Consider the following 24,108-nt stretch of genomic DNA (forward strand, 5'->3'; position numbering starts at 1 on the left):
CCCGCACCATGAGCAAGAGAAAGCTGATACCCCTGCTGATCTACATCCTGTTCCTGCTGGTGCCCATCTACTGGCTGCTGAACATGTCGTTCAAGAGCAACACCGAGATCCTTGGTGGCTTGACCCTGTGGCCGCACGATTTCACCTTCCACAACTACAAGGTGATCTTCACCGACCCGAGCTGGTACACCGGTTACCTCAACTCGCTGTACTACGTGAGCCTGAACACGGTGATTTCCCTGGGTGTCGCGTTGCCGGCGGCCTATGCGTTTTCCCGCTACCGGTTCCTGGGAGACAAGCACCTGTTCTTCTGGCTGCTGACCAACCGCATGGCCCCACCGGCGGTGTTCCTGCTGCCGTTCTTCCAGCTGTATTCGTCCATCGGCCTGTTCGACACCCACATCGCCGTGGCCCTGGCCCACTGCCTGTTCAACGTGCCGCTGGCGGTGTGGATCCTCGAAGGGTTCATGTCCGGGGTACCGAAAGAAATTGACGAGACTGCCTACATTGACGGCTACAGTTTCCCCAAGTTCTTCGCCAAGATCTTCATCCCGTTGATCGGTTCCGGCATCGGTGTCACGGCATTTTTCTGCTTCATGTTTTCCTGGGTCGAACTGCTGCTGGCACGCACGCTCACTTCGGTGAATGCCAAGCCGATCGCGGCGGTCATGACCCGTACCGTGTCGGCGTCCGGTATTGACTGGGGCGTGCTGGCGGCGGCGGGGGTGTTGACCATCCTGCCGGGCATGCTGGTGATCTGGTTCGTTCGCAACCACGTGGCCAAGGGCTTTGCCCTGGGCCGGGTCTGAGGAGTCGATGATGGAATGGATGAACTGGACCGCCCCCACGGCGGCATTCTTTGGGGTCATCGCCTTGCTGCTGGCAGGCATGACCACGTGGGAACTGCGTTCGCCGAGCATCCCTCGGCGGGGTTTCCTGCCGATTGCCACCACCCGTGGCGATCGGTTGTTTATCGGTCTTCTCGGTAGCGCCTACCTGCACATGCTGGTGATCGGCGTTACCGACTGGAGCATCTGGATAGCGTTCGCGTTGTCTTTGGTGTGGCTGTTGGCAGTGATGCGGTGGGGCTAGTCGCGAAGGTTCGCCGATCAGGCTCTTAAACCCAAACAGGAGGTCTCTATGTTCAATAAAAACAATAAGCTGCGACATAGCGTTTCATTGGCAGCCATGCTGGCACTCAGCGGGTTGAGTGCTGCGGCCTGGGCCGACGCCTATGAAGACGCCGCGAAAAAATGGATCGGCAGTGAATTCAAGCCGTCGACCCTGACAGCCGAGCAGCAGCTCGAAGAACTCAAGTGGTTCATCAAGGCCGCCCAGCCGTTTCGCGGGATGAAAATCAACGTGGTGTCGGAAACCATCGCCACCCACGAATACGAGTCCAAGGTGCTGGCCAAGGCCTTTACCGAAATCACCGGGATTCAGCTGACCCACGACCTGCTCCAGGAAGGCGACGTGGTGGAGAAGCTGCAGACCCAGATGCAGTCGGACAAGAACATCTATGACGGCTGGGTCAACGACTCGGACCTGATCGGTACGCACTTTCGCTATGGCAAGACTGAATCGATCACCGACCTGATGGCCAACGAAGGCAAGGATTTCACCTCGCCGACCCTGGACATCAAGGACTTCATCGGCATCTCCTTCACCACGGCGCCGGACGGCAAGATCTATCAACTGCCCGACCAGCAATTCGCCAATTTGTACTGGTTCCGCGCCGACTGGTTCGAGCGTGCGGACCTGAAGGCCAAGTTCAAGGAGAAATACGGCTACGAGCTGGGCGTACCGGTGAACTGGTCGGCCTATGAGGACATTGCCAAGTTCTTCTCCGAAGACGTCAAGGAGATCGACGGCAAGCGCGTCTACGGCCACATGGACTACGGCAAGAAAGACCCCTCCCTGGGCTGGCGCTTCACCGATGCCTGGTTCTCCATGGCCGGTGGCGGCGACAAGGGCCTGCCCAACGGTTTGCCGGTGGACGAGTGGGGCATTCGCGTCGAAGACTGCCATCCGGTCGGCTCCAGCGTGACCCGCGGCGGCGATACCAACGGGCCGGCGGCGGTGTTCGCCACCACCAAATACGTGGACTGGATGAAGAAGTACGCGCCACCGGAAGCGGCGGGCATGACTTTCTCCGAATCCGGCCCGGTACCGTCCCAGGGCGCCATCGCCCAGCAGATCTTCTGGTACACCGCTTTCACCGCCGACATGACCAAGCCAGGCCTGCCGGTGATGAACGCCGATGGCACGCCGAAATGGCGCATGGCGCCGTCGCCGCGTGGTCCGTACTGGGAAGAGGGCATGAAGCTGGGGTATCAGGACGTGGGTTCCTGGACATTCATGAAGTCCACGCCGGAGAAACAGAAACTCGCCGCCTGGCTCTACGCGCAGTTCGTGACGTCCAAGACGGTGTCGCTGAAGAAGACCATCGTTGGCCTGACGCCAATTCGTGAGTCGGACATCAACTCCCAGGCCCTGACCGACCTGGCGCCGAAACTCGGTGGCCTGGTGGAGTTCTACCGTAGCCCGGCCCGCGTGCAATGGACCCCGACCGGGACCAACGTGCCGGACTACCCGCGCCTGGCGCAACTGTGGTGGAGCCACATCGCCGAAGCGGCCAGTGGCGAGAAGACCCCGCAGCAGGCCCTCGATGGGTTGGCCAAGGACCAGGACGCGATCATGACGCGTCTGGAACGCTCCAAGGCCCAAGCCACCTGCGCACCTAAGATGAACCCTGAGCGCGATGCGCAATACTGGTTCGACCAACCGGGCGCACCGAAGCCGAAACTGGCGAACGAGAAGCCTAAAGGTGAAACCGTGAGCTACACCGAGCTGTTGAAATCATGGGAAGCGGCACGCAAGTAAAGCCCCAAGCGTGAAAACGAACGGCACCGAAAGGTGCCGTTTTTTTTGCGTGCGCTTGCACCGCCATCGCGAGCAGGCTCGCTCCCACAGGGATCGGCTGTGAACACTGATCTTGTAAACAATCAAAGAACTGTGTGGGGGAGATCTGTGGGAGCAAAGCTTGCTCGCGATAGCGGTGTGACAGTCAATGAAGGTGTTGGGTGTCAGCCGGGGACCTGTGCGTTAGCCGGCCTTGGCCGAGCTTACCTGGGAGTGTTCGGCCATGGGCGATGGCTTGTTTTTCATCAACGCGTCCAGCGCTTGCCGGTAAGTCTGGCCCGCCAGGCTCATGCTGTTGTTGTGTGTTGCCCCCGGTACCAGCAGCAGGCGCTTGGGCTCCCGGGCGGCGTTGAACAGTTGCTCGCTGAACCGGGGCGGGACGTAACGATCGGCAGCACCATGGACCACCAGCAGCGGCATGTTGATCTCGCCGATTTTGTCGATGGAGTCGAATTTCTGTGACAGCAACCAGCGCACGGGCAGGGAGGTATTCGCCATCGCGGTGGCGACATCGCCCAGGGAGGTGAAGGTGGATTCGATGACCAGGCCTCGGACCTGGGCAGCACCATTGTTCGCCGCCTCCTGACCCAACTGCGCAGCAAGGTCCACTGCGACGGCACCGCCCAGTGAATGACCGTAGATCAGCCGCAGGGCCGGATCCGGTTGCAGGACCTTGAGGCGCTCCCAGGCGATACGTGCATCTTCATAGACGCTGGCTTCCGACGGCAGATCCCCATGGCTTTTGCCAAAACCACGGTAATCGATCGCCAGCACCGAATAGCCCAGCGCCCTCAGCTGCTGGATACGAAACAACTGGCCGGTCAAATTCCAACGCACGCCGTGCAAGTACAGGATCGCCGGTGCGTTCTTGCGTTCGGCCGGCCACCACCAGGCGTGGATATTTTCCCCGGCCTTGAAGCTCTTGGGCTTGAGATCGAATTCCTGCACACCGCTGGGAAGCCCGCGGAACCAGCTCGCGGTCCCCGGCTCGATGCGAAAGACCAGCTCCCGTTCCTTGTGCTGCAACACACCACAGCCCACCGGCAGGCCGACCACCAATGCGCTCATGACAAGGAAGGCCAGCCAGCGCCGCCGAAGGCGAGAGAGTAAAGGTAAAGGCATCGACGTAATTCGCTACTCGAAACTGAAGATGCCTTGTAGCAGATTCTCCGAAAGCGGCGCAGGGATTTCGGACGGTCGTGGCGAGGTAGCAAGCGCCCTCGCCACAGGTATGCACCGCGCCCCTGTCAGTACACATCCCCGTACTCAACCAGCGTCAATACCTGCGTGGTCCGGCCGTACGCGACCTTGGGCACGCCCGCCAGGCGCTTGTGCAGTACGTGGGTCAACGACTCGCCTGGCCCCAGGCTGGCATCGCCAAAATCCCCGTCCAGTTGCATCGGATGCACGATGACCTCAAGCGAGCCATATACCGGTGGCGCGGCGTAGTCCAGGTCGGCTGGGGTGCAGACGTAGTCCGCTGTCGCACCGCACAGGCTGCGAATGCGCCGGTTGAACAGGGTTTTGAAGAGGCGCTTGGGTGGGTTCAAGTTCGCCCCCAGGTTGCGCGCCAGGCGCATGGGCACGCCTTGCCTGGCGGCGAAGCGGGCAACCAGTTCGCCGATGGGCCAGATGTTGTGCACATGTTGATGGGAATCGAGATGGCTGGGTCGCAGGCCGTGGTCCAGGCAGTGTTGCCATTGCGCCTGCAGTTCATCTTCCACCGCCGCCAGATCCTTTGAACCCAGGCGCAGGCAATAACGCGACAGGTTCAGGTCGAACTGGCCATCGGCGTCGCAAAAAACCGGTCGCGAGGTGATCGCCTGGCCCAGCGGCGGGCCGTAGCTGAGGTTGAAATGCAGGCCAACGTGGCCGTAGAGCAGCGGTTGCCGGGCCATTTCACACGCCTGATCGAAACCCGGCATGTTGGCCATGACCGTGGCAGAACTGATCACTCCGGTCTCGAAGGCCCGCAGGATCAGCGCGTTTTCGCTGAGGCTGAGGCCGAAGTCGTCAGCGTTGACGATCACTTGGCGCGGCATCTGTCTTCTCCTGGTTTTTAGGGGGGGACGATGCCGTCGTCGCGGTCGGTTTGCTTCGGCGTTTGCCGAACCATGGCTTCAAGCTTTTCCATAGTCGCAGGGCAAATCCCAGGAGCAAGCCTCCGGGCTGCCAGGAGTAAAAACTCCAGCGCCAGTGTTCCAGTTGGCCGGTCATGCGCTCGTGTAGCTGATGGCTGGAGTTCTCCAGGCTGACCCGTGATGCGTCGATCCAGTGCCAGTTCTCGTCCAGCCCCCAGCGAATCCACTCTTCGAGCAAGACCCGGCCGCTGCCCAGGTCGGCATGCTGCGGCAGGAACGCCAGGTTGTAGTCATACAGCCGTCCCTGATCCAGCAAACCGAGGCGATAGCTGATGCATTCGCCGTTCAGCTCCAGCATCACCACCCGCACCAGGCCTTGGGCGGCGAGGGCGGTGAAGGCGTGGTTCATCCATTGTCGGCGCCTGGGGTCGGCGAAGATGCCGACGCCTTCCTCGCCTTTCCAGCTGGCATCCTCGACATCGGCCAGAGCTCGTAACAATTGCCCCATGCTGATGGCGTCTGGCGTTATCCGGCGGATCTCGGCACCACAAGCAGCGATTCGCTTGCGTGCTCGACGCAGCTTGTAGCGTGGGTCGCCAGAGATTTCCTGATGGTCGCTGTCGCTGATCAAATGCACCGGCACCCGGCAACTCAGGCGTCGTTCTCCGGTGGAACTCAGTGCCATCCAGGCACTGAGGACGCTTTGCTCACCGACCGGCTCGACCACCTCATTCAATTGCAGCAGCGCGTGGGGCAAGTGCTGACGGATCTGCATCAGTGCCTGCCCCATGCCCTCGGCGTCCAGGCGCACCAGCAAGGCGATGCGATCGGCCAATGGGTAACCCAAGTGATGCAACACCCGGAACCGCAGTCCGCCGATACGCTCACGGCCCGATACCAGGGGCAGGCACAGGCACAGCGCCTGGTCCTCCCAGCCCAGCAACACCTGTAACTGCTGGTCCGGCAGCAGGGCGAACTCCGCCGCTTGCAACCAGGCCAGGGTGTTGAAGGGCGTAGCGTCGGGCACCTGGGTTCGCAGCTGGTCATAGGCCGTTATGGGAAAGTCCTCGGCGCCCAGGGAGCGACACCATTGGAACCGGATCGCCATGGGCGTCAGGCCGCCGCAGTCGATGCAACCGGCTGGGCCGGTTTACGAAAGGCGTCCAGTGCCGAGCCGTTGTAAAGCGTGTCGCGGAAAAACCGCCAGCGGCCGAACAGGCGATACATGTGGGTGATCTTGCCGCGTTCCTGGAAGCCCATGCGCAGGTGCATCTTGATCGCTGGGATGTTCTCTATGTCGCAGACATCGACCATGGTGTCGCACCCTTTGTCCGCCATGACTTTCCACATCTCCAACTGCATGTCCGCCGATATACTGGAGCCCCAGTATTTACGAATCGCCTCGCCACCGAACTGAAAGTACTCGCCAGGCTTGATCGGGAAGTTGCATTGGTAGAAATGGCGGTCGAAATAGTCTCGCGTACTGCCCCAGGCGAACCCCACGGTGTCGCCTTGATCATCCAGGTACATCAAGCCTGCGTAGCCTTCGGCTGCCAGCTCGCGCATGGTTTCGACGCGGTCGCCAAAATGCCGGGCAAAAGCGTCGGCATTGCTGATCGTGATGGCCTCCAAGCGCATCGGCGGGTAGGGCTTGAGGTTATGCGGCGGCAGTGGGGTTCGCACATCGTGCTCCAGCCACACCAGTTGCGAGTGGAGAAACACGTAGCGTCTGAACAGCTGTTTGAGGACGGCGCGCAGGCCTTTTTTCTGGATGCGATCACGCAATTTCTGCAGAGCGTTCATGGTGCCTCCTGACGGGTGGCGGGTTGGGGGGAAGAGGGTGCGGTCCAGCTCAGGGCAAACAGGGTTTCTCCTGGCAGGAGAAAACGGATCTGCCCGGTCTCGCAGTTGAATGGGGCGCTGCGGCTATGGTTGTCGGGGCCGAAGTACACCAGCTCGGCTTTCACCTGGGGGCAGGGCACGCCGTCCAGGCTGACCTGCTGCGGGCGCGTGCTTTTGTTCACGCCCAGCAGGCTGCGCCTTGCGTCGGTGGCCATGGCCAGCACGTCGACTTCAAAGGCGTCGTTATCCAGGCGCAGCACTTGGTCCAGCCAATGCTGGTGGATGAACTGTTGGGCCAGGCCCACCGGCTTGAGTTCGAAGCGCTGGCTGTCCAGCACTCGAACCATGCCTTTTGGGTACTCCGGTTCGTCGGCGGACTGGAACCAGTTGAGCATGTCCAGCCAACCGTCCGCCGAGGCATTGATCGCCACGGACGTCCACCACAGGGCGGCGTAGTGGGTTTCCTGGTCGTAGGGGCTCAGGCTCGAGCCGCTGGACATGTTGGTCTGGTCCAGCAGCAAGGCCTTGCGCGGCCGGCCGTTGCTGTCCAGGCCCACCAGCTCGGCGGCCTGACGCACGCTGTTGCGATAGACCCGGGTCGCCAGCAGGTCGCGGATCATCCATTCATGCCAGGCCAGGGCGTCGATCTGGTCACTGGATTCGGCCAGCAAACGCCGCGCCCAGTCGATCCCGCGCCGGTCGGCGGCGTTTTCCGCCAGGGGGCCGTTGGTGAACCGGGAGCTGGCCGGTATGGCAATGCGCACCCCGGCGCGGGCGTTGTCGGGAACGGCGCGAACCTGGCTGGCCATGCTCTCGAACACCTGCTGGAAACTGGCGAAATCCGGGTAGTTGAGGTTTGGCTCATCGGCGAAACTGAGGTAATGGATGCCTTTGCCGCCCAAGGCGCGGGTCGACTTGAGCCAGGCCTGCAAGCCGCTGTTACTGACGCGGTCGGCTCGCAGGTCGGCTTTGCGTGCGCTACCGGCCAACAGGGTGATGTCCCGGGTGATGCCGAAGCGGTCCTGATACAGGCGCCGGAACGCATCTTCGTGGTCCGGCTTGGCCGCGGTGACGTCGACAAAACTGTAATAAGTGGCGGCCTGGGGCTTGAGGGCATCGATGACCGGGTAGGCCGAGGGCGGGGGCATGACGTAGGGCAGGGAAATGCCCAGTCTCGGAGTGGTTCCCAGGACATCGCCATAGAGTCTCAGGTGCGCTTGCCCCGGGTCCTGGCGCAGCGGTTGCAGATGCTCGGCGGCTTGTGCGAACAGGTTCGCCGTGCCGTCCAGCCAGAACGCCGCCTTGCCGTTGCCCTGCAATTGCAGGCGCCAGGTTTGCTCGACGTTGGCAACGGGCAGGGCGACTTGATCGAACTGCCAATAGGCCGGGTATGGCTTGAGGTTCAACTGCACCTGTTTGCCATCGGCAACACGCCGGGCTTGCAGGCTGCGCACGCCGCCGTGGAACTTGCCCGCCAGCACGGCCTGCTCACCGGGTGCGACCTTGAAATACAGCTCATCGCCGTCGTGGGTTTCGGCGCTGAAATGCACCTTGGCCGGGGCAAACATCGCCCGGGTCCGGGCATCGTGTTCGATGTTGTAGCGGCGGAAGCTGTAGCCGGGAATTTCCAGTCGATAGCTGGCGGCCCCTGGCAGCAAAGGCCACTGCTGCTCGCCACGTTCCTGGGTCGCCTTGATCAAGCGCTCACCTACCAGTTGCCCCTGGCCGTTGAGCAGGTACAGGTGCTCACTATTGGCGTTGGCCTGCCACGCTGGTACCCAGCGCACGATCACATAATCCGGGCGGTCGGTCTGCAGGTACAGGCTGCCGTCGCGGATGCCGGTCCATTGCATCGCCGCGCCCTGGGCAAAAAAGGCCAGGCTCCAAAGGCACAGGCCAGCAGCCACTTTCCACCAGCGCTGCACCGGCCCCATCGCGAGCAAGCTCGCTCCCACAGGGGATCGATGGTGCTCGCGGATAATGCGTTCGGCCCCAGTTTTTTGTGGGAGCGGGCTTGCTCGCGAAGAGGGCGGCACATTCAACCTTGATGCAAGCTGACCTAGCGCTTTCGCGAGCAGGCTCGCTCCCACAGGGGATTTGTGGTGGTCATGAAAGTTGTGCTCGGTCCCAGGCTTTTGTGGGAGCGAGCCTGCTCGCGAAGAGGGCGGCACATTCAACCTTGATGCAAGCTGACCTAGCGCTTTCGCGAGCAGGCTCGCTCCCACAGGGGATTTGTGGTGGTCATGAAAGTTGTGCTCGGTCCCAGGCTTTTGTGGGAGCGAGCCTGCTCGCGAAGAGGGCGGCACATTCAACCTTGATGCAAGCTGACCTAGCGCTTTCGCGAGCAGGCTCGCTCCCACAGGGGATTTGTGGTGGTCATGAAAGTTGTGCTCGGTCCCAGGCTTTTGTGGGAGCGAGCCTGCTCGCGAAGAGGGCGGCACATTCAACCTTGATGCAAGCTGACCTAGCGCTTTCGCGAGCAGGCTCGCTCCCACAGGGGATTTGTGGTGGTCATGAAAGTTGTGCTCGGTCCCAGGCTTTTGTGGGAGCGAGCCTGCTCGCGAAGAGGGTGGCACATTCAACCTTGATGCAAGCTGACCCGCCGCTATCGTGAGCAAGCTTGGCTCCCACAAACAAAAACGCCCGGCATCAGCCGGGCGTTTTGTATTGACTTGTTAGCGAGCGCGGTAAGTGATGCGCCCTTTGCTCAAGTCATAGGGCGTCAGCTCGACGCGCACTTTGTCACCGGTAAGAATACGAATGTAGTTCTTGCGCATCTTGCCGGAGATATGCGCGGTTACGACGTGCCCATTTTCCAACTCCACACGAAACATGGTGTTGGGCAGGGTGTCGACGACAGTGCCTTCCATTTCGAAGCTGTCTTCTTTCGACATGCAGTAAAGCCCTCGGTATCCAGTGAATGGCCCGGTGCAACTGCGCCAGGCAAAAGCGGCGTGCATTGTGCCCGAAAAAGGGGGTTCAAGCCAAGGGGTTCTAGCTTTTAAGCCGAAGGGGTCTAACTCAGGACTACCCACCGCTGGTTAATCAGCAGTTCGATGGGGCGATATTGGGTCTTGTAGTTCATTTTCTTGCAGTTCTTGATCCAGTAGCCCAGGTACACCGCTTCCAGTCCCAGGCGCCGGGCTTCGTTGATTTGCCAGAGGATGGCAAAGCGCCCCAGGCTGCGCCGCTCTTCGTCCGGCTCGTAGAAGGTGTACACCGCTGAAAGCCCATTGGGCAGCAGGTCCGTGACGGCGATGGCGACCAGGCGTCCGTCCAGTCGAAACTCGTAGAAGCGAGAAAACGGCAGGTCACGCACCAGGAAGGTCGAGAACTGATCCCGGCTGGGCGGGTACATGTCGCCATCGGCATGGCGTTGTTCGATGTAGCGCTGGTACAGGTCGAAATATTCTTCGGTGAACTGCGGCTTGGCCGGACGGACCAGCAGGTCGGCGTTGCGCTTGAAAATGCGTTTTTGCTGACGATTGGGCAAAAATTGCGCCACGGGGATGCGCGCCGGGACGCAGGCGTTGCAGTGCTGGCAATGGGGCCGGTAGAGGTGATCGCCGCTACGACGAAAGCCCATTTCCGACAGGTCTGCGTAGACATGCACATCCATGGGCTGGCTAGGGTCGAGGAACAGCGTCGTGGCCTGTTCCTCCGGCAGGTAACTGCAAGAGTGGGGCTGAGTGGCATAGAACTTCAAACGCGCCAACTCGGTCATGATCGACCCTCGGGATAAGCTTTGAATTTAATTGTAAGCCAGGAGCGCGAATGTCGCTCAGCAAACCCATGTCGCATGGTTGGGTTGGTCCAGATGCGCCTTTAGATAACCCGCAAACTCACTGCGTGGGATCGACCGTGCGCCCAGGCTGTGCAGGTGTTCGGTGGGCATCTGGCAGTCGATCAGCACGAAACCGGCGACCTTGAGGTGTTGGACCAGCCTCGCGAAGCCGAATTTCGACGCATTGTCGGCCCGGCTGAACATGGACTCGCCAAAAAACAGCTGGCCCATGGCCAAGCCATACAGGCCGCCCACCAACGCCCCTTGGTCCCACACTTCCACCGAATGGGCGAAACCGCGTCGGTGCAGTTCCAGATAAGCGGTTTGCATGGCGTCGGTGATCCAGGTGCCCTCGGCATAGTCCCGCGGCGCGGCGCAGGCCTGGATAACCGCCGCAAAATCCCGATCGAACGTTACTTTATAGCGCTGCTTGCGCAGCAGTTTGCCCAGGCTGCGGGAGATGTGCAGTTCGTCGGGAAACAGCACCGTGCGCGGGTCCGGCGACCACCAGAGGATCGGCTGCCCCTCGGAAAACCAGGGGAAGCAGCCGTGGCGATAGGCCTGGATCAGCCTGTCGGCGGATAGATCGCCACCGGCGGCCAATAACCCGTTGGGATCGCGCATGGCTTTTGCCAGTGGCGGGAACTCGAAGGTGTTGCGTTGTAACCAGGTCAGCATGGGTATCCGGTTTAGTAGAAGGGGAGGGCGGCAGGTGGCGGGCCTCGTCCATCGGCGAACGCCCGCCTGGAAGGTTAACCGTCAAACGGCCGGGATGTCATCGAGATACTTCTCTGCGTCGAGTGCGGCCATGCAGCCGGCGCCGGCGGAGGTAATCGCCTGGCGATAGACGTGGTCGGCCACATCGCCGGCGGCGAACACGCCTTCGATATCGGTCGCGGTGGCGTTGCCTTCGCTGCCGCCGCGCACGATCAGGTAGCCGTCACGCATCTTCAATTGGCCCTGGAACAGCTCGGTATTGGGTTTATGGCCGATGGCAATGAACACGCCGGCCAGGGACAGGGTGCTGGTTTCGCCGGTCTCGCTGTGGCGCAGGCGCGCGCCAGTCACGCCGCTGGCGTCGCCCAGGACTTCATCCAGGTTCTGGTTCCAGTGCAACTTGATATTGCCGCTGGCGGCCTTTTCGAAGAGTTTGTCCTGCAGGATCTTCTCTGAACGCAGCTTGTCGCGACGGTGGATCAGGTGCACTTCCCTGGCGATGTTCGACAGGTACAGGGCTTCCTCGACCGCGGTATTGCCGCCGCCGACCACGGCCACCACCTGGTTGCGATAGAAAAAGCCATCGCAGGTCGCACACGCGGAAACCCCTTTGCCGGCGAAGCTTTCTTCCGAGGGCAGCCCCAGGTATTGGGCCGAGGCGCCGGTGGCAATGATCAGTGCATCGCAGGTGTAGGTGCCGCTGTCGCCGATCAATTCGAATGGGCGCTGTTGCAACTTGGCGGTGTGGACATGGTCGTAGACGATCTGCGTGTCGAAGCGCTCGGCGTGCCGTTGCATGCGTTCCATCAGTACCGGGCCCGTCAGGCCTTCGACATCGCCGGGCCAGTTATCGACTTCCACCGTGGTGGTGAGCTGGCCACCGGCCTGCAGGCCGGTAATGACAACGGGTTTGAGGTTGGCGCGGGCAGCATAGACGGCCGCGCTGTACCCCGCAGGGCCGGAACCGAGAATGATCAGGCGTGAATGCTTCACTTCGCTCATAAAAAACACCTCATAAGCCTTTGTCACAAAAGAGAATGCATGGTCCAATTGGCGCGTGTACACCCTGTATCCGGCTATGCTGTCAGGCAATGCCTTGGCGCGGACAAACCCGTACAATGCTTGAGTTTTGAACGCAGGATGGGCTAAAGATCAAAATCTTCGGCAACACCTGCGGTTTTCTGGATGCACCTCACAGTGGTAAAAGTAGTACCGGTTGTGCACATTCACTTTTTTACCTGCTCGTCATGGGCAGTTTTTTATAGTCATTCAACAGATGGACGCGCCGTTGGCGCAGGAAAAGAAGCGTTTTGAAGAAATCCACCGCAGCACCCAAACCAGTCGTTCCGCTCTGGCGCCAGCAATTGCACTACCGGCTCAAGGAAGGTGCGTTGATCGCCATCGGTGCCCTGTGCCTGTTCCTGATGATGGCCCTGCTGACCTACGGCAAGGACGATCCGGGCTGGAGCCATAACAGCAAGATCGACGACGTGCAGAATTTCGGCGGTCCGGCCGGTTCCTACAGCGCCGACATCCTGTTCATGGTGCTGGGCTATTTCGCCTACATCTTCCCGCTGCTGCTGGCGATCAAGGCCTACCAGATCTTCCGCCAGCGCCACGAGCCGTGGCAGTGGAGCGGCTGGTTGTTCTCCTGGCGCCTGATCGGCCTGGTGTTCCTGGTGTTGTCGGGCGCCGCGCTGGCCCATATCCATTTCCATGCGCCCACCGGCTTGCCGGCCGGGGCGGGCGGTGCGCTAGGTGAAAGCCTCGGCGACCTGGCCCGGAACGCCCTGAACATCCAGGGCAGCACGCTGCTGTTCATCGCCCTGTTCCTGTTCGGCCTGACGGTATTCACCGACCTGTCCTGGTTCAAGGTCATGGACGTCACCGGCAAGATCACCCTCGACCTGATCGAACTGATCCAGGGCGCCATGAACCGCTGGTGGGCGGCGCGCAACGAGCGCAAGCAACTGGTGGCGCAACTGCGTGAAGTCGACGACCGCGTCCACGACGTGGTGGCCCCGACAACGCCGGACAAGCGCGAGCAGGCCAAGGTCAAGGAGCGCCTGATCGAGCGTGAGCAGGCGCTGAGCAAGCACATGTCCGATCGCGAGAAACAGGTGCCGCCGGTCATCACCATGGCCCCGGCCAAGCCGCCCGAGCAAAGCAAGCGCGTCCAGAAAGAGAAACAGGCGCCGCTGTTCGTCGACAGCGCGGTGGAAGGCACCTTGCCGCCGATTTCGATCCTGGACCCGGCCGAGAAGAAACAGCTCAACTATTCGCCCGAATCCCTGGCGGCCGTCGGCCATTTGCTGGAGATCAAGCTCAAGGAGTTCGGGGTCGAGGTCTCGGTGGACTCGATCCACCCGGGCCCGGTCATCACCCGCTACGAAATCCAGCCGGCCGCTGGCGTGAAGGTCAGCCGCATCTCCAACCTCGCGAAGGACCTGGCGCGTTCCCTGGCCGTGACCAGCGTGCGGGTGGTGGAAGTGATTCCCGGCAAGACCACCGTGGGCATCGAGATTCCCAACGAAGACCGGCAGATCGTGCGCTTCTCCGAAGTGCTGTCGACGCCTGAGTACGACAACCACAAGTCGCCGGTCACCCTGGCCCTGGGCCACGACATCGGTGGCAAGCCGGTCATCACTGACCTGGCGAAAATGCCCCACCTGCTGGTGGCCGGTACCACCGGTTCCGGTAAGTCGGTGGGTGTGAACGCGATGATCCTGTCGATTCTGTTCAAGTCCGGCCCGGAAGACGCCAAGCTGATCATGATCGACCCGAAAATGCTCGAGCTGTCCATCTACGAGGGCATTCCACACCTGCTGTGCCCGGTGGTCACCGACATGAAGGACGCCGCCAACGCCTTGCGCTGGAGCGTCGCCGAGATGGAACGCCGCTACAAGCTGATGGCGAAGATGGGCGTGCGCAACCTGTCGGGCTTCAACGCCAAGGTCAAGGAAGCCGAAGAAGCCGGTACGCCGTTGACTGACCCCTTGTATCACCGCGAAAGCATTCACGACGAAGCGCCGCTGCTGCACAAGCTGCCAACCATCGTGGTGGTGGTGGACGAATTCGCCGACATGATGATGATCGTCGGCAAGAAGGTCGAAGAGCTGATCGCCCGTATCGCCCAGAAGGCCCGTGCGGCCGGTATCCACCTGATCCTCGCCACACAGCGGCCGTCGGTGGACGTGATCACCGGCCTGATCAAGGCCAACATCCCGACCCGCATGGCGTTCCAGGTGTCGAGCAAGATCGACTCGCGGACCATCATCGACCAGGGCGGCGCCGAGCAACTGCTTGGCCACGGTGACATGCTCTACATGCCACCGGGCACCAGCCTGCCGATTCGGGTGCATGGCGCGTTCGTCTCCGACGACGAAGTGCACCGCGTGGTGGAGGCCTGGAAACTGCGTGGCGCTCCTGAATACAACGACGACATCCTCAACGGTGTCGAAGAAGCCGGCAGCGGTTTCGAGGGTAGCAGTGGCGGCGGTGACGACGATGCTGAAACCGATGCACTCTACGACGAAGCGGTGCAGTTCGTCCTGGAGAGCCGCCGGGCCTCGATTTCTGCTGTCCAGCGCAAGCTGAAGATTGGCTACAACCGCGCCGCCCGCATGATCGAAGCCATGGAAATGGCTGGGGTGGTGACGGCCATGAACACCAACGGCTCGCGTGAAGTGCTGGCGCCGGGCCCGATGCGCGACTAACGACCCGGGCGGCCAACTGACACGCCGCTCGAACCCCCACGACTTCATGAGGACTCCCATGCGCCTGATTCGCATGTTGCTGTTGCCCGTACTGGCCTTGTCTACTTTGTCGGCCCACGCCGGCGAAAAGGACGTGGCTCGCCTGACCCAATTGCTGGGAGGCTCCCAGACCCTGACGGCGCGTTTCTCCCAGTTGACCCTCGATGGCAGTGGTACCCAGTTGCAGGAAACCGCTGGCGACATGGCCCTGCAGCGTCCAGGCCTGTTCTACTGGCACACCGATGCGCCAGCCGAGCAACTGATGGTCTCCGACGGCAAGAAAGTTTCCCTGTGGGACCCGGACCTGGAACAGGTCACCATCAAGACCCTCGACCAGCGCCTGACCCAGACGCCGGCGCTGCTGCTCTCCGGTGACATTTCCGAGATCAGCCAGAGCTTCGAGATCACCTCCAAGGAGGCCGGTGGCGTGATTGACTTCACCCTCAAGCCCAAGACCAAGGACAGCCTGTTCGACAGCCTGCGCCTGTCGTTCCGCAACGGCCTGGTCAACGACATGCAACTGATCGACAGTGTCGGCCAGCGCACCAATATCCTGTTCACCGGGGTCAAGGCCAACGAGCCGATCGCCGCGTCCAAGTTCAAGTTCGACATCCCCAAGGGGGCGGACGTGATCCAGGAATAAACCCAAAGCTACTGTGGGAAATGACCTGTAGGAATGGTCTGTGGAAATTGGTCTGTGGGAGCAAGGCTTGCCCGCGATTGCATCACCTCGGTCTACCAGATACACCGAGGTGTCTGTATCGCGGGCAAGCCTTGCTCCCACAGGTCTGCTCCCATAGATCTGCTTCTGCAGAGAGAATCGGCACCAGGATTCAGTGGAGGTTGCATAAGTAGTGATGGACCTGTTTCGAATCGCCCCGATTGCCCAGCCATTGGCCGCCCGCCTGCGCGCGACCAACCTGGATGAGTACGTCGGCCAGGAACATGTGCTCGCCCGCGGCAAGCCTCTGCGCGAGGCCTTGGAGCAGGGTGCGTTGCACTCGATGATCTTCTGGGGCCCGCCGGGCGTGGGCAAGACCACCCTGGCGCGACTGCTGGCGGAAGTCTCGGATGCCCACTTCGAAACGGTGTCGGCGGTACTGGCCGGGGTCAAGGAGATCCGCCAGGCGGTGGAAGTGGCCAAGCAGCAGGCCGGGCAATACGGCAAGCGCACGATCCTGTTCGTCGACGAAGTGCACCGCTTCAACAAGTCCCAGCAGGACGCGTTCCTGCCCTACGTCGAAGACGGCACGCTGATTTTCATCGGCGCGACCACCGAAAACCCCTCGTTCGAACTCAACAACGCTTTGCTGTCGCGGGCGCGGGTCTATGTGCTCAAGAGCCTCGATGAGGCGGCGATGCGCAAGCTGGTGCATCGCGCGCTGACCGAGGAGCGCGGCCTGGGCAAGCGGCATTTGAGCCTTAGCGATGAAGGCTTCCAGATCCTGTTTTCAGCCGCCGATGGCGACGGCCGGCGCCTGCTCAACCTGTTGGAAAACGCCTCGGACCTGGCCGAAGACGACAGCGAGATTGGCGTCGAGCTGCTGCAAAGCCTGCTGGGTGATACCCGTCGGCGCTTCGACAAGGGTGGCGAAGCGTTCTACGACCAGATTTCGGCGCTGCACAAATCCATACGCGGTTCCAACCCCGACGCAGCCTTGTACTGGTTTGCACGCATGATCGACGGCGGCTGCGATCCGCTGTACCTGGCGCGGCGCGTGGTGCGCATGGCCAGCGAAGACATCGGCAATGCCGACCCGCGGGCCCTGAGCCTGTGCCTGGCGGCCTGGGACGTGCAGGAGCGCCTTGGCAGCCCGGAAGGCGAGCTTGCCGTGGCCCAGGCGATCACTTATCTGGCCTGCGCGCCGAAGAGCAACGCCGTGTACATGGGCTTCAAGGCGGCGATGCGCAGCGCTACCGAGCACGGTTCCCTCGAGGTGCCGCTGCACCTGCGCAACGCGCCGACCAAGCTCATGAAGCAGTTGGGTTATGGCGAAGAATACCGGTATGCCCATGACGAGCCGGACGCTTATGCTGCCGGCGAAGACTATTTTCCCGATGAGCTCGAACCCCAGCGCTTCTACCAGCCAGTGCCTCGGGGCCTCGAACTGAAGATCGGCGAGAAGCTCAACCACCTGGCGCAGCTAGATCGCCTGAGCCCACGGCAGCGGAGAAAACCGTGATCCCCTTGATATTGGCAGTTTCTGCTGGCGGCGTCGCCGGCACATTGTTGCGTTTCGCCACGGGCAACTGGATCAACGCAAATTGGCCCCGGCACTTCTATACCGCGACGCTGGCCGTTAATATCGTGGGCTGTCTGCTGATCGGCGTTCTTTACGGTCTGTTTTTGATTCGCCCGGAAGTGCCCATCGAGGTGCGTGCCGGGCTGATGGTTGGCTTTCTCGGCGGCCTGACGACTTTTTCATCCTTTTCACTGGATACGGTGCGCCTGCTGGAAAGCGGGCAGGTGCCGCTGGCCTTGGGCTATGCGGCCATCAGCGTATTCGGCGGGCTGCTCGCCACGTGGGCTGGCCTGTCCTTGACCAAACTTTGATAACGAGAGACCGACATGCTCGATTCCAAACTGTTACGTAGCAACCTCCAGGACGTAGCGGACCGCCTGGCTTCCCGTGGCTTTGCCCTGGACGTCGCGCGCATCGAAGCGCTGGAAGAACAGCGCAAGACCGTCCAGACCCGCACCGAAGCCCTGCAGGCTGAACGTAACGCGCGCTCCAAGTCCATCGGCCAGGCCAAGCAGCGCGGTGAAGACATCGCGCCGTTGATGGCCGATGTCGAGCGCATGGCGGGCGAATTGAGCGCGGGCAAGGTCGAGCTGGACGCGATCCAGACCGAGCTGGATTCGATCCTGCTGGGCATCCCGAACCTGCCTCACGAATCGGTGCCGGTCGGTGAAGACGAAGAGGGCAACGTCGAAGTGCGCCGTTGGGGCGCGCCGAAAGCCTTCGATTTCCCGGTGCAGGACCACGTGGCCCTGGGCGAGAAATTCGGCTGGCTCGACTTCGAAACCGCCGCCAAGCTGTCGGGCGCCCGTTTTGCCTTGCTGCGCGGGCCGATTGCCCGTCTGCACCGCGCCCTGGCGCAGTTCATGATCAACCTGCACGTCACCGAGCACGGCTACGAAGAAGCCTACACGCCGTACCTGGTCCAGGCCCCGGCGCTGCAAGGCACCGGCCAGTTGCCGAAGTTCGAGGAAGACCTGTTCAAGATCAGCCGTGAAGGCGAGGCCGACCTGTACCTGATCCCGACGGCCGAAGTGTCGCTGACCAACATCGTGGCCGGCGAAATCGTCGACGCCAAGCAACTGCCGATCAAGTTCGTCGCCCACACGCCGTGCTTCCGCAGTGAAGCCGGGGCGTCGGGCCGTGACACCCGTGGCATGATCCGCCAGCATCAGTTCGACAAGGTCGAGATGGTGCAGATCGTCGAGCCTTCGAAGTCCATGGAAGCGCTGGAAAGCCTGACCGCCAATGCCGAGAAGGTCCTGCAACTGCTGGAACTGCCGTATCGCACCCTGGCGCTGTGCACCGGTGACATGGGCTTCAGTGCGGTCAAGACCTACGACCTGGAAGTCTGGATCCCGAGCCAGGACAAGTACCGCGAGATTTCCTCGTGCTCCAACTGCGGCGACTTCCAGGCCCGCCGCATGCAGGCGCGTTTCCGCAATCCGGAAACCGGCAAGCCGGAACTGGTCCACACCCTCAATGGCTCCGGCCTGGCGGTGGGTCGTACCCTGGTGGCCGTGCTGGAAAACTACCAGCAGGCTGACGGTTCGATCCGTGTGCCTGAAGTGTTGAAGCCCTACATGGGCGGCATCGAGGTCATCGGCTAAATGGACTATTTGCCACTGTTCCACAACCTGCGCGGCAGCCGCGTGCTGGTGGTCGGCGGTGGGGAGATTGCCTTGCGCAAGTCCCGCCTGCTGGCCGATGCCGGCGCGTTGCTGCGGGTGGTCGCACCCGACATCGAACCGCAGTTGCGGGAACTGGTCAGTGGCAGCGGCGGTGAATGCATTCTGCGTGGTTACGTCGAGGCTGACCTGGACGGCTGTGGTTTGGTCATCGCCGCCACCGACGACGAACCGCTCAATGCCCAGGTCTCGGCCGATGCGCATAAGCGTTGCGTGCCGGTCAACGTGGTGGACGCGCCGGCCCTGTGCAGCGTGATCTTCCCAGCGATTGTCGACCGTTCACCCTTGGTGATCGCGGTGTCCAGCGGCGGCGACGCGCCGGTGCTGGCGCGGCTGATCCGGGCCAAGCTGGAAACCTGGATTCCGTCGACCTACGGGCAACTGGCCGGGCTGGCGGCGCGTTTTCGCAGCCAGGTCAAAGGCTTGTTTCCCGATGTGCAGCAACGACGGGCGTTCTGGGAAGACGTGTTCCAGGGCCCTATCGCCGACCGGCAACTGGCCGGGCAGGGCGCTGAAGCCGAGCGTCTGCTGCGGGAAAAAATCGATGGCCAGGCGCCGAACGCGCCGGGCGAAGTTTATCTGGTGGGGGCCGGGCCGGGCGATCCGGACCTGTTGACCTTCCGCGCCTTGCGCTTGATGCAGCAGGCGGACGTGGTGCTGTACGACCGCCTGGTGGCGCCGGCGATCCTGGAGCTGTGCCGGCGCGACGCCGAGCGCATCTACGTCGGTAAGCGCCGTTCCGAACACGCCGTGCCCCAGGACCAGATCAACCAGCAATTGGTGGACCTGGCCCGCCAGGGCAAGCGCGTGGTGCGGTTGAAGGGCGGTGATCCGTTCATCTTCGGGCGCGGCGGCGAAGAGATCGAAGAACTGGCGGCCCATGGCATCCCGTTCCAGGTCGTCCCGGGCATCACCGCGGCCAGTGGTTGCGCGGCCTACGCCGGGATCCCGCTGACCCATCGCGACTACGCCCAATCGGTGCGTTTCATCACCGGCCATCTCAAGGACGGCACCAGCGACTTGCCATGGGCCGACCTGATGTCGCCGGCGCAGACGCTGGTGTTCTACATGGGCTTGGTCGGCCTGCCGATGATCTGCAGCGAGCTGATCAAGCATGGCCGTGCGGCGGATACGCCAGCGGCGTTGATCCAGCAGGGCACGACGTCCAACCAACGGGTCTTTACCGGCACTTTGGCGGACTTGCCACGGCTGGTGGCCGAGCACGAAGTGCATGCGCCGACCCTGGTGATTGTTGGGGAAGTGGTGCAGTTGCGCGAGAAGCTGGCGTGGTTTGAAGGGGCTCAAGGCCAGGTCTGAAGACCGCGTCGCCCCCTTCGCGAGCAAGCCCGCTCCCACATTTTATCGCGTTCAGCCGAAGAATAAGGCCTACGCCGATCCAATGTGGGAGCGGGCTTGCTCGCGAAGAGGCCCTCAATTGCAACAAAGATCCAGGATCAATCCCCAGCCCCGCGCCAAACCCCTTTCCCACTCAACCTTCCCCGATCATGGGCGACCGTAAAGCCCTGCTTCGGCCCCTTGGGCACGATCCCATTGGGGTTGATGGTCTTGTGGCTGCCGTAGTAATGGCCCTGGATGTGGGCGAAATCCACGGTCTCGGCAATGCCTGGCCACTGGTACAACTCCCGCAGCCAGTTCGACAGGTTCGGATAATCGGCGATGCGCCGCAGGTTGCATTTGAAGTGGCCGAAGTACACCGCGTCGAAGCGGATGATCGTAGTGAATAGGCGAATATCCGCCTCGGTCAGGTATTCGCCAGCCAGGTAACGGCGGGTTCCCAGCAACGCCTCCAGCCCATCCAGCTCGGCAAATAGCCGGTCGAAGGCTTCTTCATAGGCCGCTTGGGTCGTGGCGAATCCGGCACGGTACACACCGTTGTTCACCGCCGGGTAGATCCGCTCGTTCAAGGCGTCGATATCGCGACGCAGGTGTTCGGGATACAGGTCCAGGTCGTTGCCGGTCAAGCCGTCGAAGGCACTGTTGAACATGCGGATGATTTCCGCCGATTCATTGTTGACGATGCGTTGTTGGCGTTTGTCCCACAGCACCGGCACGGTGACGCGGCCGGTGTAGTCCGCTGTGTCGGCGGTGTAGCGCTGATGCAGGAAGCTCAGGTTGTCGAGTTTGTCGCCAGTGGAGCCATGGGCCTTGTCGAAGGTCCAGCCGTTTTCCAGCATCAGGTAGCTGACCACCGACACATCGATCAAGTCTTCCAGGCCCTTGAGCTTGCGCAAGATCAGCGTGCGGTGCGCCCAGGGGCAGGCCAGGGAGACATACAAATGGTAGCGCCCGGCCTCGGCGGCAAAACCGCTGTCGCCCGAGGGGCCGGCGCTGCCGTCGGCGGTGACCCAGTGACGGCGTTGCGCCTGCTCGCGCTGGAAGGTGCCGTCCTTGCTTTCATACCACTGGTCCTGCCAGCGGCCCTCGACCAACAAACCCATCTGGATGTCCTCGCTCAATAAATATTGGAGACGAGTCTATGCCCATAGGTTCGAACTAAAAGCGCAAAGGTTGGGCGCTAATGATCGGTTAAATCGAACGATCCCGGGCATCCCAATACTGCCGGGCTTTGTCGAACGCGTCTTCGCGAGCCAGGCCCAGGCCACGCAAGGCCAGGGCCATGGTGGCGATCAGTGCCAGTTGCGGGTAGCTGTCTTCGACGTCACCGCGCCAGATCGCCTTCAAGTGCTCGGGATCGAGGTTTTCCGGTTTGACGTGGCGCTGCTCGGCCAGTCGCGGCCATTCTTCGTCCCAGCTGACGCCGCCGGTGGTGCCGTACAGGTGGCTGTCGGCGTCCGGGTTGATTTCGATCTCGCCGCCGTCGCCCTTGATGACGATGGCGGTATCACCGAGCAAACCGCTGGCATCGCGGTGCACGGCCTGATAGCCCGGGTGGAAGATGCTTTGCAAGCCGCAACGGGCGGCCAGCGGGTTGAGGATGCGTGCCAGGGAGTGGATCGGCGAGCGCAGGCCCAGGGTGTTGCGCAGGTCGATCATCCGCTGCATCTGCGGTGCCCAGTCCACCAGCGGCATGAAGGCCAGGCCGCCGTTGTCCAGCGCGCTGCCGACCTGCTGCCAATCCCGGCACAGCGGGATCTGCAACAAGCCCAGCAATTGTTCGGTGTAGAGCCGGCCTGCCGTATGAGCGCCGCCGCCGTGCATGAAGATCCGCACGCCGTTCTCCCCCAGGCACTTGGCCGCCAGCAGGTACCACGGCAAATGGCGTTTCTTGCCGGCGTAGGTCGGCCAGTCGAGGTCCACCGCCAATGCCGGGACCACCAGGCGTTCACGCAGGGCCTCGGTGAAACCGGCCATCTCCTCGGCGCTTTCTTCCTTGTGTCGCAGCAGCATCAGGAAGGCGCCCAGCTGGGTGTCCTCGACCTTTTCGTCGAGCACCAGGCCCATGGCCTCGCGAGCTTCTTCGCGGGTCAGGTTGCGGGCACCGCGCTTGCCTTTGCCCAGGGCGCGCACGAACTGGGCGAACGGGTGTTCGGCCGGGGTCTCAAGGGTCAGTGCTGGAAAGTCGGTCATAAGCAATTCGTCGGTTTGGGCAGGCCCGCCAGCTTGGCGGCGAGTTTGGCGGGAGTGCCTTTGAACAATCGGTTCAGGTGCAGGCTGTTGCCTTTGTCCACGCCCAGTTTCAGGGCCGTGTACTTGATCAGCGGCCGGGTCGCGGGGGAGAGCTGGAATTCGTTGTAGAAGCCGCGCAGCAGTTCGAGGATTTCCCAGTGTTCGGGGCTCAACTCGATGTCCTCAGCGGTGGCCAGGGCCGTGGCGACCTCGGCCGACCAGTCGTCCAGGTCGGCCAGGTAGCCGTCCTTGTCCAGCGCGATGGCGCGGTTGCCCACGTTCAGCGTGTTCATAGCCAGGTGTTGACCTTGTCGTGCTCGATCGACAGCTCGACGAAACCTGAATAGTTGATGGCTTCGGCCCAGTCTGGTGTGTCCAGGGCGCGGGCCTGGAGGTCTTCGGCGAGCACGAACAGATTCACGCCGGCGGCCTGCAGCACTTCAAACGGTGGGCTGCCCGGTTGCAACGCGTACGTCGCGTCACCGCACAGCAGCAGCGCATCCTGATTGCCCAGTACCCGCAGGCAACTGGCGAGGCGGTTATCGCCGAAGGGCGAATGAGACAACACATGCAAAGTCGACATCAGAGGGTGATCACCTGGTCGTAACGGTCAATGAGCGCGGCGATTTGCGGCGCGGTCAGTGCTTTCACGTCGCCCAGCGCCAGGGTATCGGTGGCGATACCCCGTTCGGCGGCGCTGTCGGCGCAAAGGAACAGGTCCTCGACGCCGAACATCGGCAACGCCTGCAGGTTGGCGCTCAGGTCCTTTTGCTGGACCGCCTTGGCGTTTTGGCCGGCCGTGAGCTGGAACACGCCGTCATCGAGAAACAGCAGGCCGATAGGCAGGTCGAACGCACCGCCGGCCAGGACGATGTCCAGCGCTTCACGGGCGCCGGGGCCGGACCATGGGGCCTGGCGGCTGATGAGCAATAAAGACTTGGCCATCACGGGCCTCCAAAACAGATCAAACGGTCGGCGTCCTGGATCGCATCGTGCAACTGACCCAGCCCGGACAAGGCCCAGGGCGCCTCGACACTGGCCGCCGAACGCCGGTAGCGCTGGGCCTCTTCCTCGTTCAACACCCCACGGCGCAACGCCGCCGCGATGCAGACCACGCCGTCGAGCTGGTTGTCGCTGACAAAGGTTCGCCACTGCTGGGGCAGGTCTTGTTCATCCTGAGGCGTGACGACACTGGCGCAGGCGTTATAGACGCCGTCCTGATAGAAAAACAGCCGCACGATCTCATGCCCGCCCGCCAGCGCCGCCTGGGCAAACAGCAAGGCACGGCGCGAGGAGGGCGCATGGGCGGCGGAAAACAGCGCGATGGCGAACTTCATGACAGACCCGATCAGCAAAACTGTGGCCATGATAATGCTTTATGGGCGGTGGGGCGATTGCCAGGGAGGGGGCGAGACCTGTTTGGTTCAGGGGCATTTAAAGAATGCTCCTGCTCGATTGCATTGTAGGAGCTGCCGAGCGAAGCGAGGCTGC

24 protein-coding genes are annotated in these 24,108 nt (G+C 62.1%); 9 read left to right on the forward strand and 15 right to left on the reverse strand.

Annotation, left to right across the window (positions count from 1 at the left end; translation table 11 throughout):
- The first annotated feature begins 8 nt into the window (after window positions 1-8).
- Genes CFII68_RS11915 through CFII68_RS11905 form a run of 3 tightly spaced genes read left to right on the forward strand, consistent with a single transcriptional unit; the run spans window position 9 to window position 2,883 of the window.
- Window positions 9-809, forward strand: a complete 801-nt coding sequence (locus CFII68_RS11915) for a carbohydrate ABC transporter permease (RefSeq protein ID WP_014337490.1) — start codon at window positions 9-11, stop codon at window positions 807-809.
- Window positions 810-819: 10 nt separating this feature from the next.
- Window positions 820-1,092, forward strand: coding sequence for a DUF2160 domain-containing protein (locus CFII68_RS11910; RefSeq protein WP_014337491.1), 273 nt, complete (start codon window positions 820-822; stop codon window positions 1,090-1,092).
- A gap of 48 nt (window positions 1,093-1,140) precedes the next feature.
- The gene (locus tag CFII68_RS11905; RefSeq protein ID WP_018608208.1) at window positions 1,141-2,883 is read left to right on the forward strand and encodes an ABC transporter substrate-binding protein; all 1,743 of its coding nucleotides are present in this window, start codon (window positions 1,141-1,143) and stop codon (window positions 2,881-2,883) included.
- A 222-nt stretch (window positions 2,884-3,105) separates the two neighbouring features.
- On the opposite strand, the gene CFII68_RS11900 is transcribed toward CFII68_RS11905, so the two are convergent.
- The 9 genes from CFII68_RS11900 to trxB form a co-directional block, all read right to left on the reverse strand.
- Window positions 3,106-4,044 (reverse strand): alpha/beta hydrolase, encoded by a 939-nt coding sequence (locus tag CFII68_RS11900; RefSeq protein WP_033062691.1) that lies wholly within the window; start codon window positions 4,042-4,044, stop codon window positions 3,106-3,108.
- A 125-nt stretch (window positions 4,045-4,169) separates the two neighbouring features.
- Window positions 4,170-4,964 carry a carbohydrate deacetylase gene (locus tag CFII68_RS11895; RefSeq protein ID WP_018608212.1) on the reverse strand — a complete coding sequence of 265 codons (795 nt, stop codon included), beginning with the start codon at window positions 4,962-4,964 and terminating at the stop codon, window positions 4,170-4,172.
- A complete protein-coding gene (locus tag CFII68_RS11890) occupies window positions 4,936-6,111 on the reverse strand; it encodes a GNAT family N-acetyltransferase (protein WP_018608214.1) in 1,176 nt (391 codons plus the stop codon). Before CFII68_RS11890 ends, CFII68_RS11895 begins: the two co-directional genes overlap by 29 nt.
- A gap of 5 nt (window positions 6,112-6,116) precedes the next feature.
- Window positions 6,117-6,806 (reverse strand): GNAT family N-acetyltransferase, encoded by a 690-nt coding sequence (locus CFII68_RS11885; RefSeq protein ID WP_018608216.1) that lies wholly within the window; start codon window positions 6,804-6,806, stop codon window positions 6,117-6,119.
- Window positions 6,803-8,779, reverse strand: coding sequence for a hypothetical protein (locus CFII68_RS11880; RefSeq protein ID WP_018608218.1), 1,977 nt, complete (start codon window positions 8,777-8,779; stop codon window positions 6,803-6,805). Before CFII68_RS11880 ends, CFII68_RS11885 begins: the two co-directional genes overlap by 4 nt.
- Before the next feature lie 741 nt (window positions 8,780-9,520).
- On the reverse strand, window positions 9,521-9,739 hold the full coding sequence (infA, locus tag CFII68_RS11875) for a translation initiation factor IF-1 (protein ID WP_002553999.1): 219 nt from the start codon (window positions 9,737-9,739) through the stop codon (window positions 9,521-9,523).
- A gap of 122 nt (window positions 9,740-9,861) precedes the next feature.
- Entirely contained in the window at window positions 9,862-10,569 is a 708-nt protein-coding gene (locus CFII68_RS11870) for an arginyltransferase (protein ID WP_018608512.1), read from the reverse strand.
- Between the two features lie 57 nt (window positions 10,570-10,626).
- Window positions 10,627-11,307, reverse strand: a complete 681-nt coding sequence (aat, locus tag CFII68_RS11865; protein ID WP_018608514.1) for a leucyl/phenylalanyl-tRNA--protein transferase — start codon at window positions 11,305-11,307, stop codon at window positions 10,627-10,629.
- An 81-nt stretch (window positions 11,308-11,388) separates the two neighbouring features.
- Entirely contained in the window at window positions 11,389-12,348 is a 960-nt protein-coding gene (gene trxB / locus CFII68_RS11860) for a thioredoxin-disulfide reductase (RefSeq protein ID WP_018608516.1), read from the reverse strand.
- A gap of 308 nt (window positions 12,349-12,656) precedes the next feature.
- Between trxB and CFII68_RS11855 the strand changes: the two genes are divergently transcribed.
- The 6 genes from CFII68_RS11855 (at window position 12,657) to cysG (ending at window position 20,346) form a co-directional block, all read left to right on the forward strand.
- Window positions 12,657-15,062, forward strand: a complete 2,406-nt coding sequence (locus tag CFII68_RS11855) for a DNA translocase FtsK (protein ID WP_018608518.1) — start codon at window positions 12,657-12,659, stop codon at window positions 15,060-15,062.
- A 58-nt stretch (window positions 15,063-15,120) separates the two neighbouring features.
- Window positions 15,121-15,744 (forward strand): outer membrane lipoprotein chaperone LolA, encoded by a 624-nt coding sequence (lolA, locus tag CFII68_RS11850; protein ID WP_003203330.1) that lies wholly within the window; start codon window positions 15,121-15,123, stop codon window positions 15,742-15,744.
- A 214-nt stretch (window positions 15,745-15,958) separates the two neighbouring features.
- Complete coding sequence (locus CFII68_RS11845; protein ID WP_018608521.1) at window positions 15,959-17,284, forward strand: replication-associated recombination protein A; 1,326 nt, start codon at window positions 15,959-15,961, stop codon at window positions 17,282-17,284.
- Window positions 17,281-17,655, forward strand: a complete 375-nt coding sequence (gene crcB / locus CFII68_RS11840; protein WP_018608522.1) for a fluoride efflux transporter CrcB — start codon at window positions 17,281-17,283, stop codon at window positions 17,653-17,655. The genes CFII68_RS11845 and crcB overlap by 4 nt, the downstream gene beginning before the upstream one ends.
- A gap of 15 nt (window positions 17,656-17,670) precedes the next feature.
- Complete coding sequence (serS, locus tag CFII68_RS11835) at window positions 17,671-18,951, forward strand: serine--tRNA ligase (protein WP_018608524.1); 1,281 nt, start codon at window positions 17,671-17,673, stop codon at window positions 18,949-18,951.
- A complete protein-coding gene (gene cysG, locus CFII68_RS11830; RefSeq protein ID WP_018608526.1) occupies window positions 18,952-20,346 on the forward strand; it encodes a siroheme synthase CysG in 1,395 nt (464 codons plus the stop codon).
- Between the two features lie 137 nt (window positions 20,347-20,483).
- Here the strand turns inward: cysG and CFII68_RS11825 are convergent, their stop codons facing one another.
- The 6 genes from CFII68_RS11825 to tusD form a co-directional block, all read right to left on the reverse strand.
- On the reverse strand, window positions 20,484-21,488 hold the full coding sequence (locus CFII68_RS11825; protein ID WP_018608528.1) for a glutathione S-transferase family protein: 1,005 nt from the start codon (window positions 21,486-21,488) through the stop codon (window positions 20,484-20,486).
- A gap of 88 nt (window positions 21,489-21,576) precedes the next feature.
- Complete coding sequence (locus CFII68_RS11820; RefSeq protein ID WP_018608531.1) at window positions 21,577-22,578, reverse strand: glycosyl transferase family protein; 1,002 nt, start codon at window positions 22,576-22,578, stop codon at window positions 21,577-21,579.
- Entirely contained in the window at window positions 22,575-22,910 is a 336-nt protein-coding gene (locus CFII68_RS11815; RefSeq protein WP_018608534.1) for a TusE/DsrC/DsvC family sulfur relay protein, read from the reverse strand. Before CFII68_RS11815 ends, CFII68_RS11820 begins: the two co-directional genes overlap by 4 nt.
- On the reverse strand, window positions 22,907-23,200 hold the full coding sequence (tusB, locus tag CFII68_RS11810; RefSeq protein ID WP_003203312.1) for a sulfurtransferase complex subunit TusB: 294 nt from the start codon (window positions 23,198-23,200) through the stop codon (window positions 22,907-22,909). The genes CFII68_RS11815 and tusB overlap by 4 nt, the downstream gene beginning before the upstream one ends.
- Window positions 23,200-23,562: a sulfurtransferase complex subunit TusC gene (gene tusC, locus CFII68_RS11805; RefSeq protein WP_014337699.1), complete on the reverse strand. Its 363-nt coding sequence runs from the start codon at window positions 23,560-23,562 to the stop codon at window positions 23,200-23,202. Before tusC ends, tusB begins: the two co-directional genes overlap by 1 nt.
- Window positions 23,562-23,954 carry a sulfurtransferase complex subunit TusD gene (gene tusD, locus CFII68_RS11800; protein ID WP_018608536.1) on the reverse strand — a complete coding sequence of 131 codons (393 nt, stop codon included), beginning with the start codon at window positions 23,952-23,954 and terminating at the stop codon, window positions 23,562-23,564. The genes tusC and tusD overlap by 1 nt, the downstream gene beginning before the upstream one ends.
- Window positions 23,955-24,108: the final 154 nt, after the last annotated feature.

It is taken from the genome of Pseudomonas sp. CFII68 (assembly GCF_000416195.1).
In the GTDB taxonomy this organism is placed as follows: Bacteria; Pseudomonadota; Gammaproteobacteria; order Pseudomonadales; family Pseudomonadaceae; genus Aquipseudomonas; species Aquipseudomonas kilonensis.

Excerpts from the sequence above, each read along its gene's own strand:
- CFII68_RS11915 (WP_014337490.1), top strand. The coding sequence starts at position 9 with ATGAGCAAGAGAAAGCTGATACCCCTGCTGATCTACATCCTGTTCCTG.
- CFII68_RS11910 (WP_014337491.1), top strand. The coding sequence starts at position 820 with ATGGAATGGATGAACTGGACCGCCCCCACGGCGGCATTCTTTGGGGTC.
- CFII68_RS11905 (WP_018608208.1), top strand. The coding sequence starts at position 1,141 with ATGTTCAATAAAAACAATAAGCTGCGACATAGCGTTTCATTGGCAGCC.
- CFII68_RS11900 (WP_033062691.1), bottom strand. The coding sequence starts at position 4,044 with ATGCCTTTACCTTTACTCTCTCGCCTTCGGCGGCGCTGGCTGGCCTTC.
- CFII68_RS11895 (WP_018608212.1), bottom strand. The coding sequence starts at position 4,964 with ATGCCGCGCCAAGTGATCGTCAACGCTGACGACTTCGGCCTCAGCCTC.
- CFII68_RS11890 (WP_018608214.1), bottom strand. The coding sequence starts at position 6,111 with ATGGCGATCCGGTTCCAATGGTGTCGCTCCCTGGGCGCCGAGGACTTT.
- CFII68_RS11885 (WP_018608216.1), bottom strand. The coding sequence starts at position 6,806 with ATGAACGCTCTGCAGAAATTGCGTGATCGCATCCAGAAAAAAGGCCTG.
- CFII68_RS11880 (WP_018608218.1), bottom strand. The coding sequence starts at position 8,779 with ATGGGGCCGGTGCAGCGCTGGTGGAAAGTGGCTGCTGGCCTGTGCCTT.
- infA (WP_002553999.1), bottom strand. The coding sequence starts at position 9,739 with ATGTCGAAAGAAGACAGCTTCGAAATGGAAGGCACTGTCGTCGACACC.
- CFII68_RS11870 (WP_018608512.1), bottom strand. The coding sequence starts at position 10,569 with ATGACCGAGTTGGCGCGTTTGAAGTTCTATGCCACTCAGCCCCACTCT.
- aat (WP_018608514.1), bottom strand. The coding sequence starts at position 11,307 with ATGCTGACCTGGTTACAACGCAACACCTTCGAGTTCCCGCCACTGGCA.
- trxB (WP_018608516.1), bottom strand. The coding sequence starts at position 12,348 with ATGAGCGAAGTGAAGCATTCACGCCTGATCATTCTCGGTTCCGGCCCT.
- lolA (WP_003203330.1), top strand. The coding sequence starts at position 15,121 with ATGCGCCTGATTCGCATGTTGCTGTTGCCCGTACTGGCCTTGTCTACT.
- CFII68_RS11845 (WP_018608521.1), top strand. The coding sequence starts at position 15,959 with ATGGACCTGTTTCGAATCGCCCCGATTGCCCAGCCATTGGCCGCCCGC.
- serS (WP_018608524.1), top strand. The coding sequence starts at position 17,671 with ATGCTCGATTCCAAACTGTTACGTAGCAACCTCCAGGACGTAGCGGAC.
- cysG (WP_018608526.1), top strand. The coding sequence starts at position 18,952 with ATGGACTATTTGCCACTGTTCCACAACCTGCGCGGCAGCCGCGTGCTG.
- CFII68_RS11825 (WP_018608528.1), bottom strand. The coding sequence starts at position 21,488 with ATGGGTTTGTTGGTCGAGGGCCGCTGGCAGGACCAGTGGTATGAAAGC.
- CFII68_RS11820 (WP_018608531.1), bottom strand. The coding sequence starts at position 22,578 with ATGACCGACTTTCCAGCACTGACCCTTGAGACCCCGGCCGAACACCCG.
- CFII68_RS11815 (WP_018608534.1), bottom strand. The coding sequence starts at position 22,910 with ATGAACACGCTGAACGTGGGCAACCGCGCCATCGCGCTGGACAAGGAC.
- tusB (WP_003203312.1), bottom strand. The coding sequence starts at position 23,200 with ATGTCGACTTTGCATGTGTTGTCTCATTCGCCCTTCGGCGATAACCGC.
- tusC (WP_014337699.1), bottom strand. The coding sequence starts at position 23,562 with ATGGCCAAGTCTTTATTGCTCATCAGCCGCCAGGCCCCATGGTCCGGC.
- tusD (WP_018608536.1), bottom strand. The coding sequence starts at position 23,954 with ATGAAGTTCGCCATCGCGCTGTTTTCCGCCGCCCATGCGCCCTCCTCG.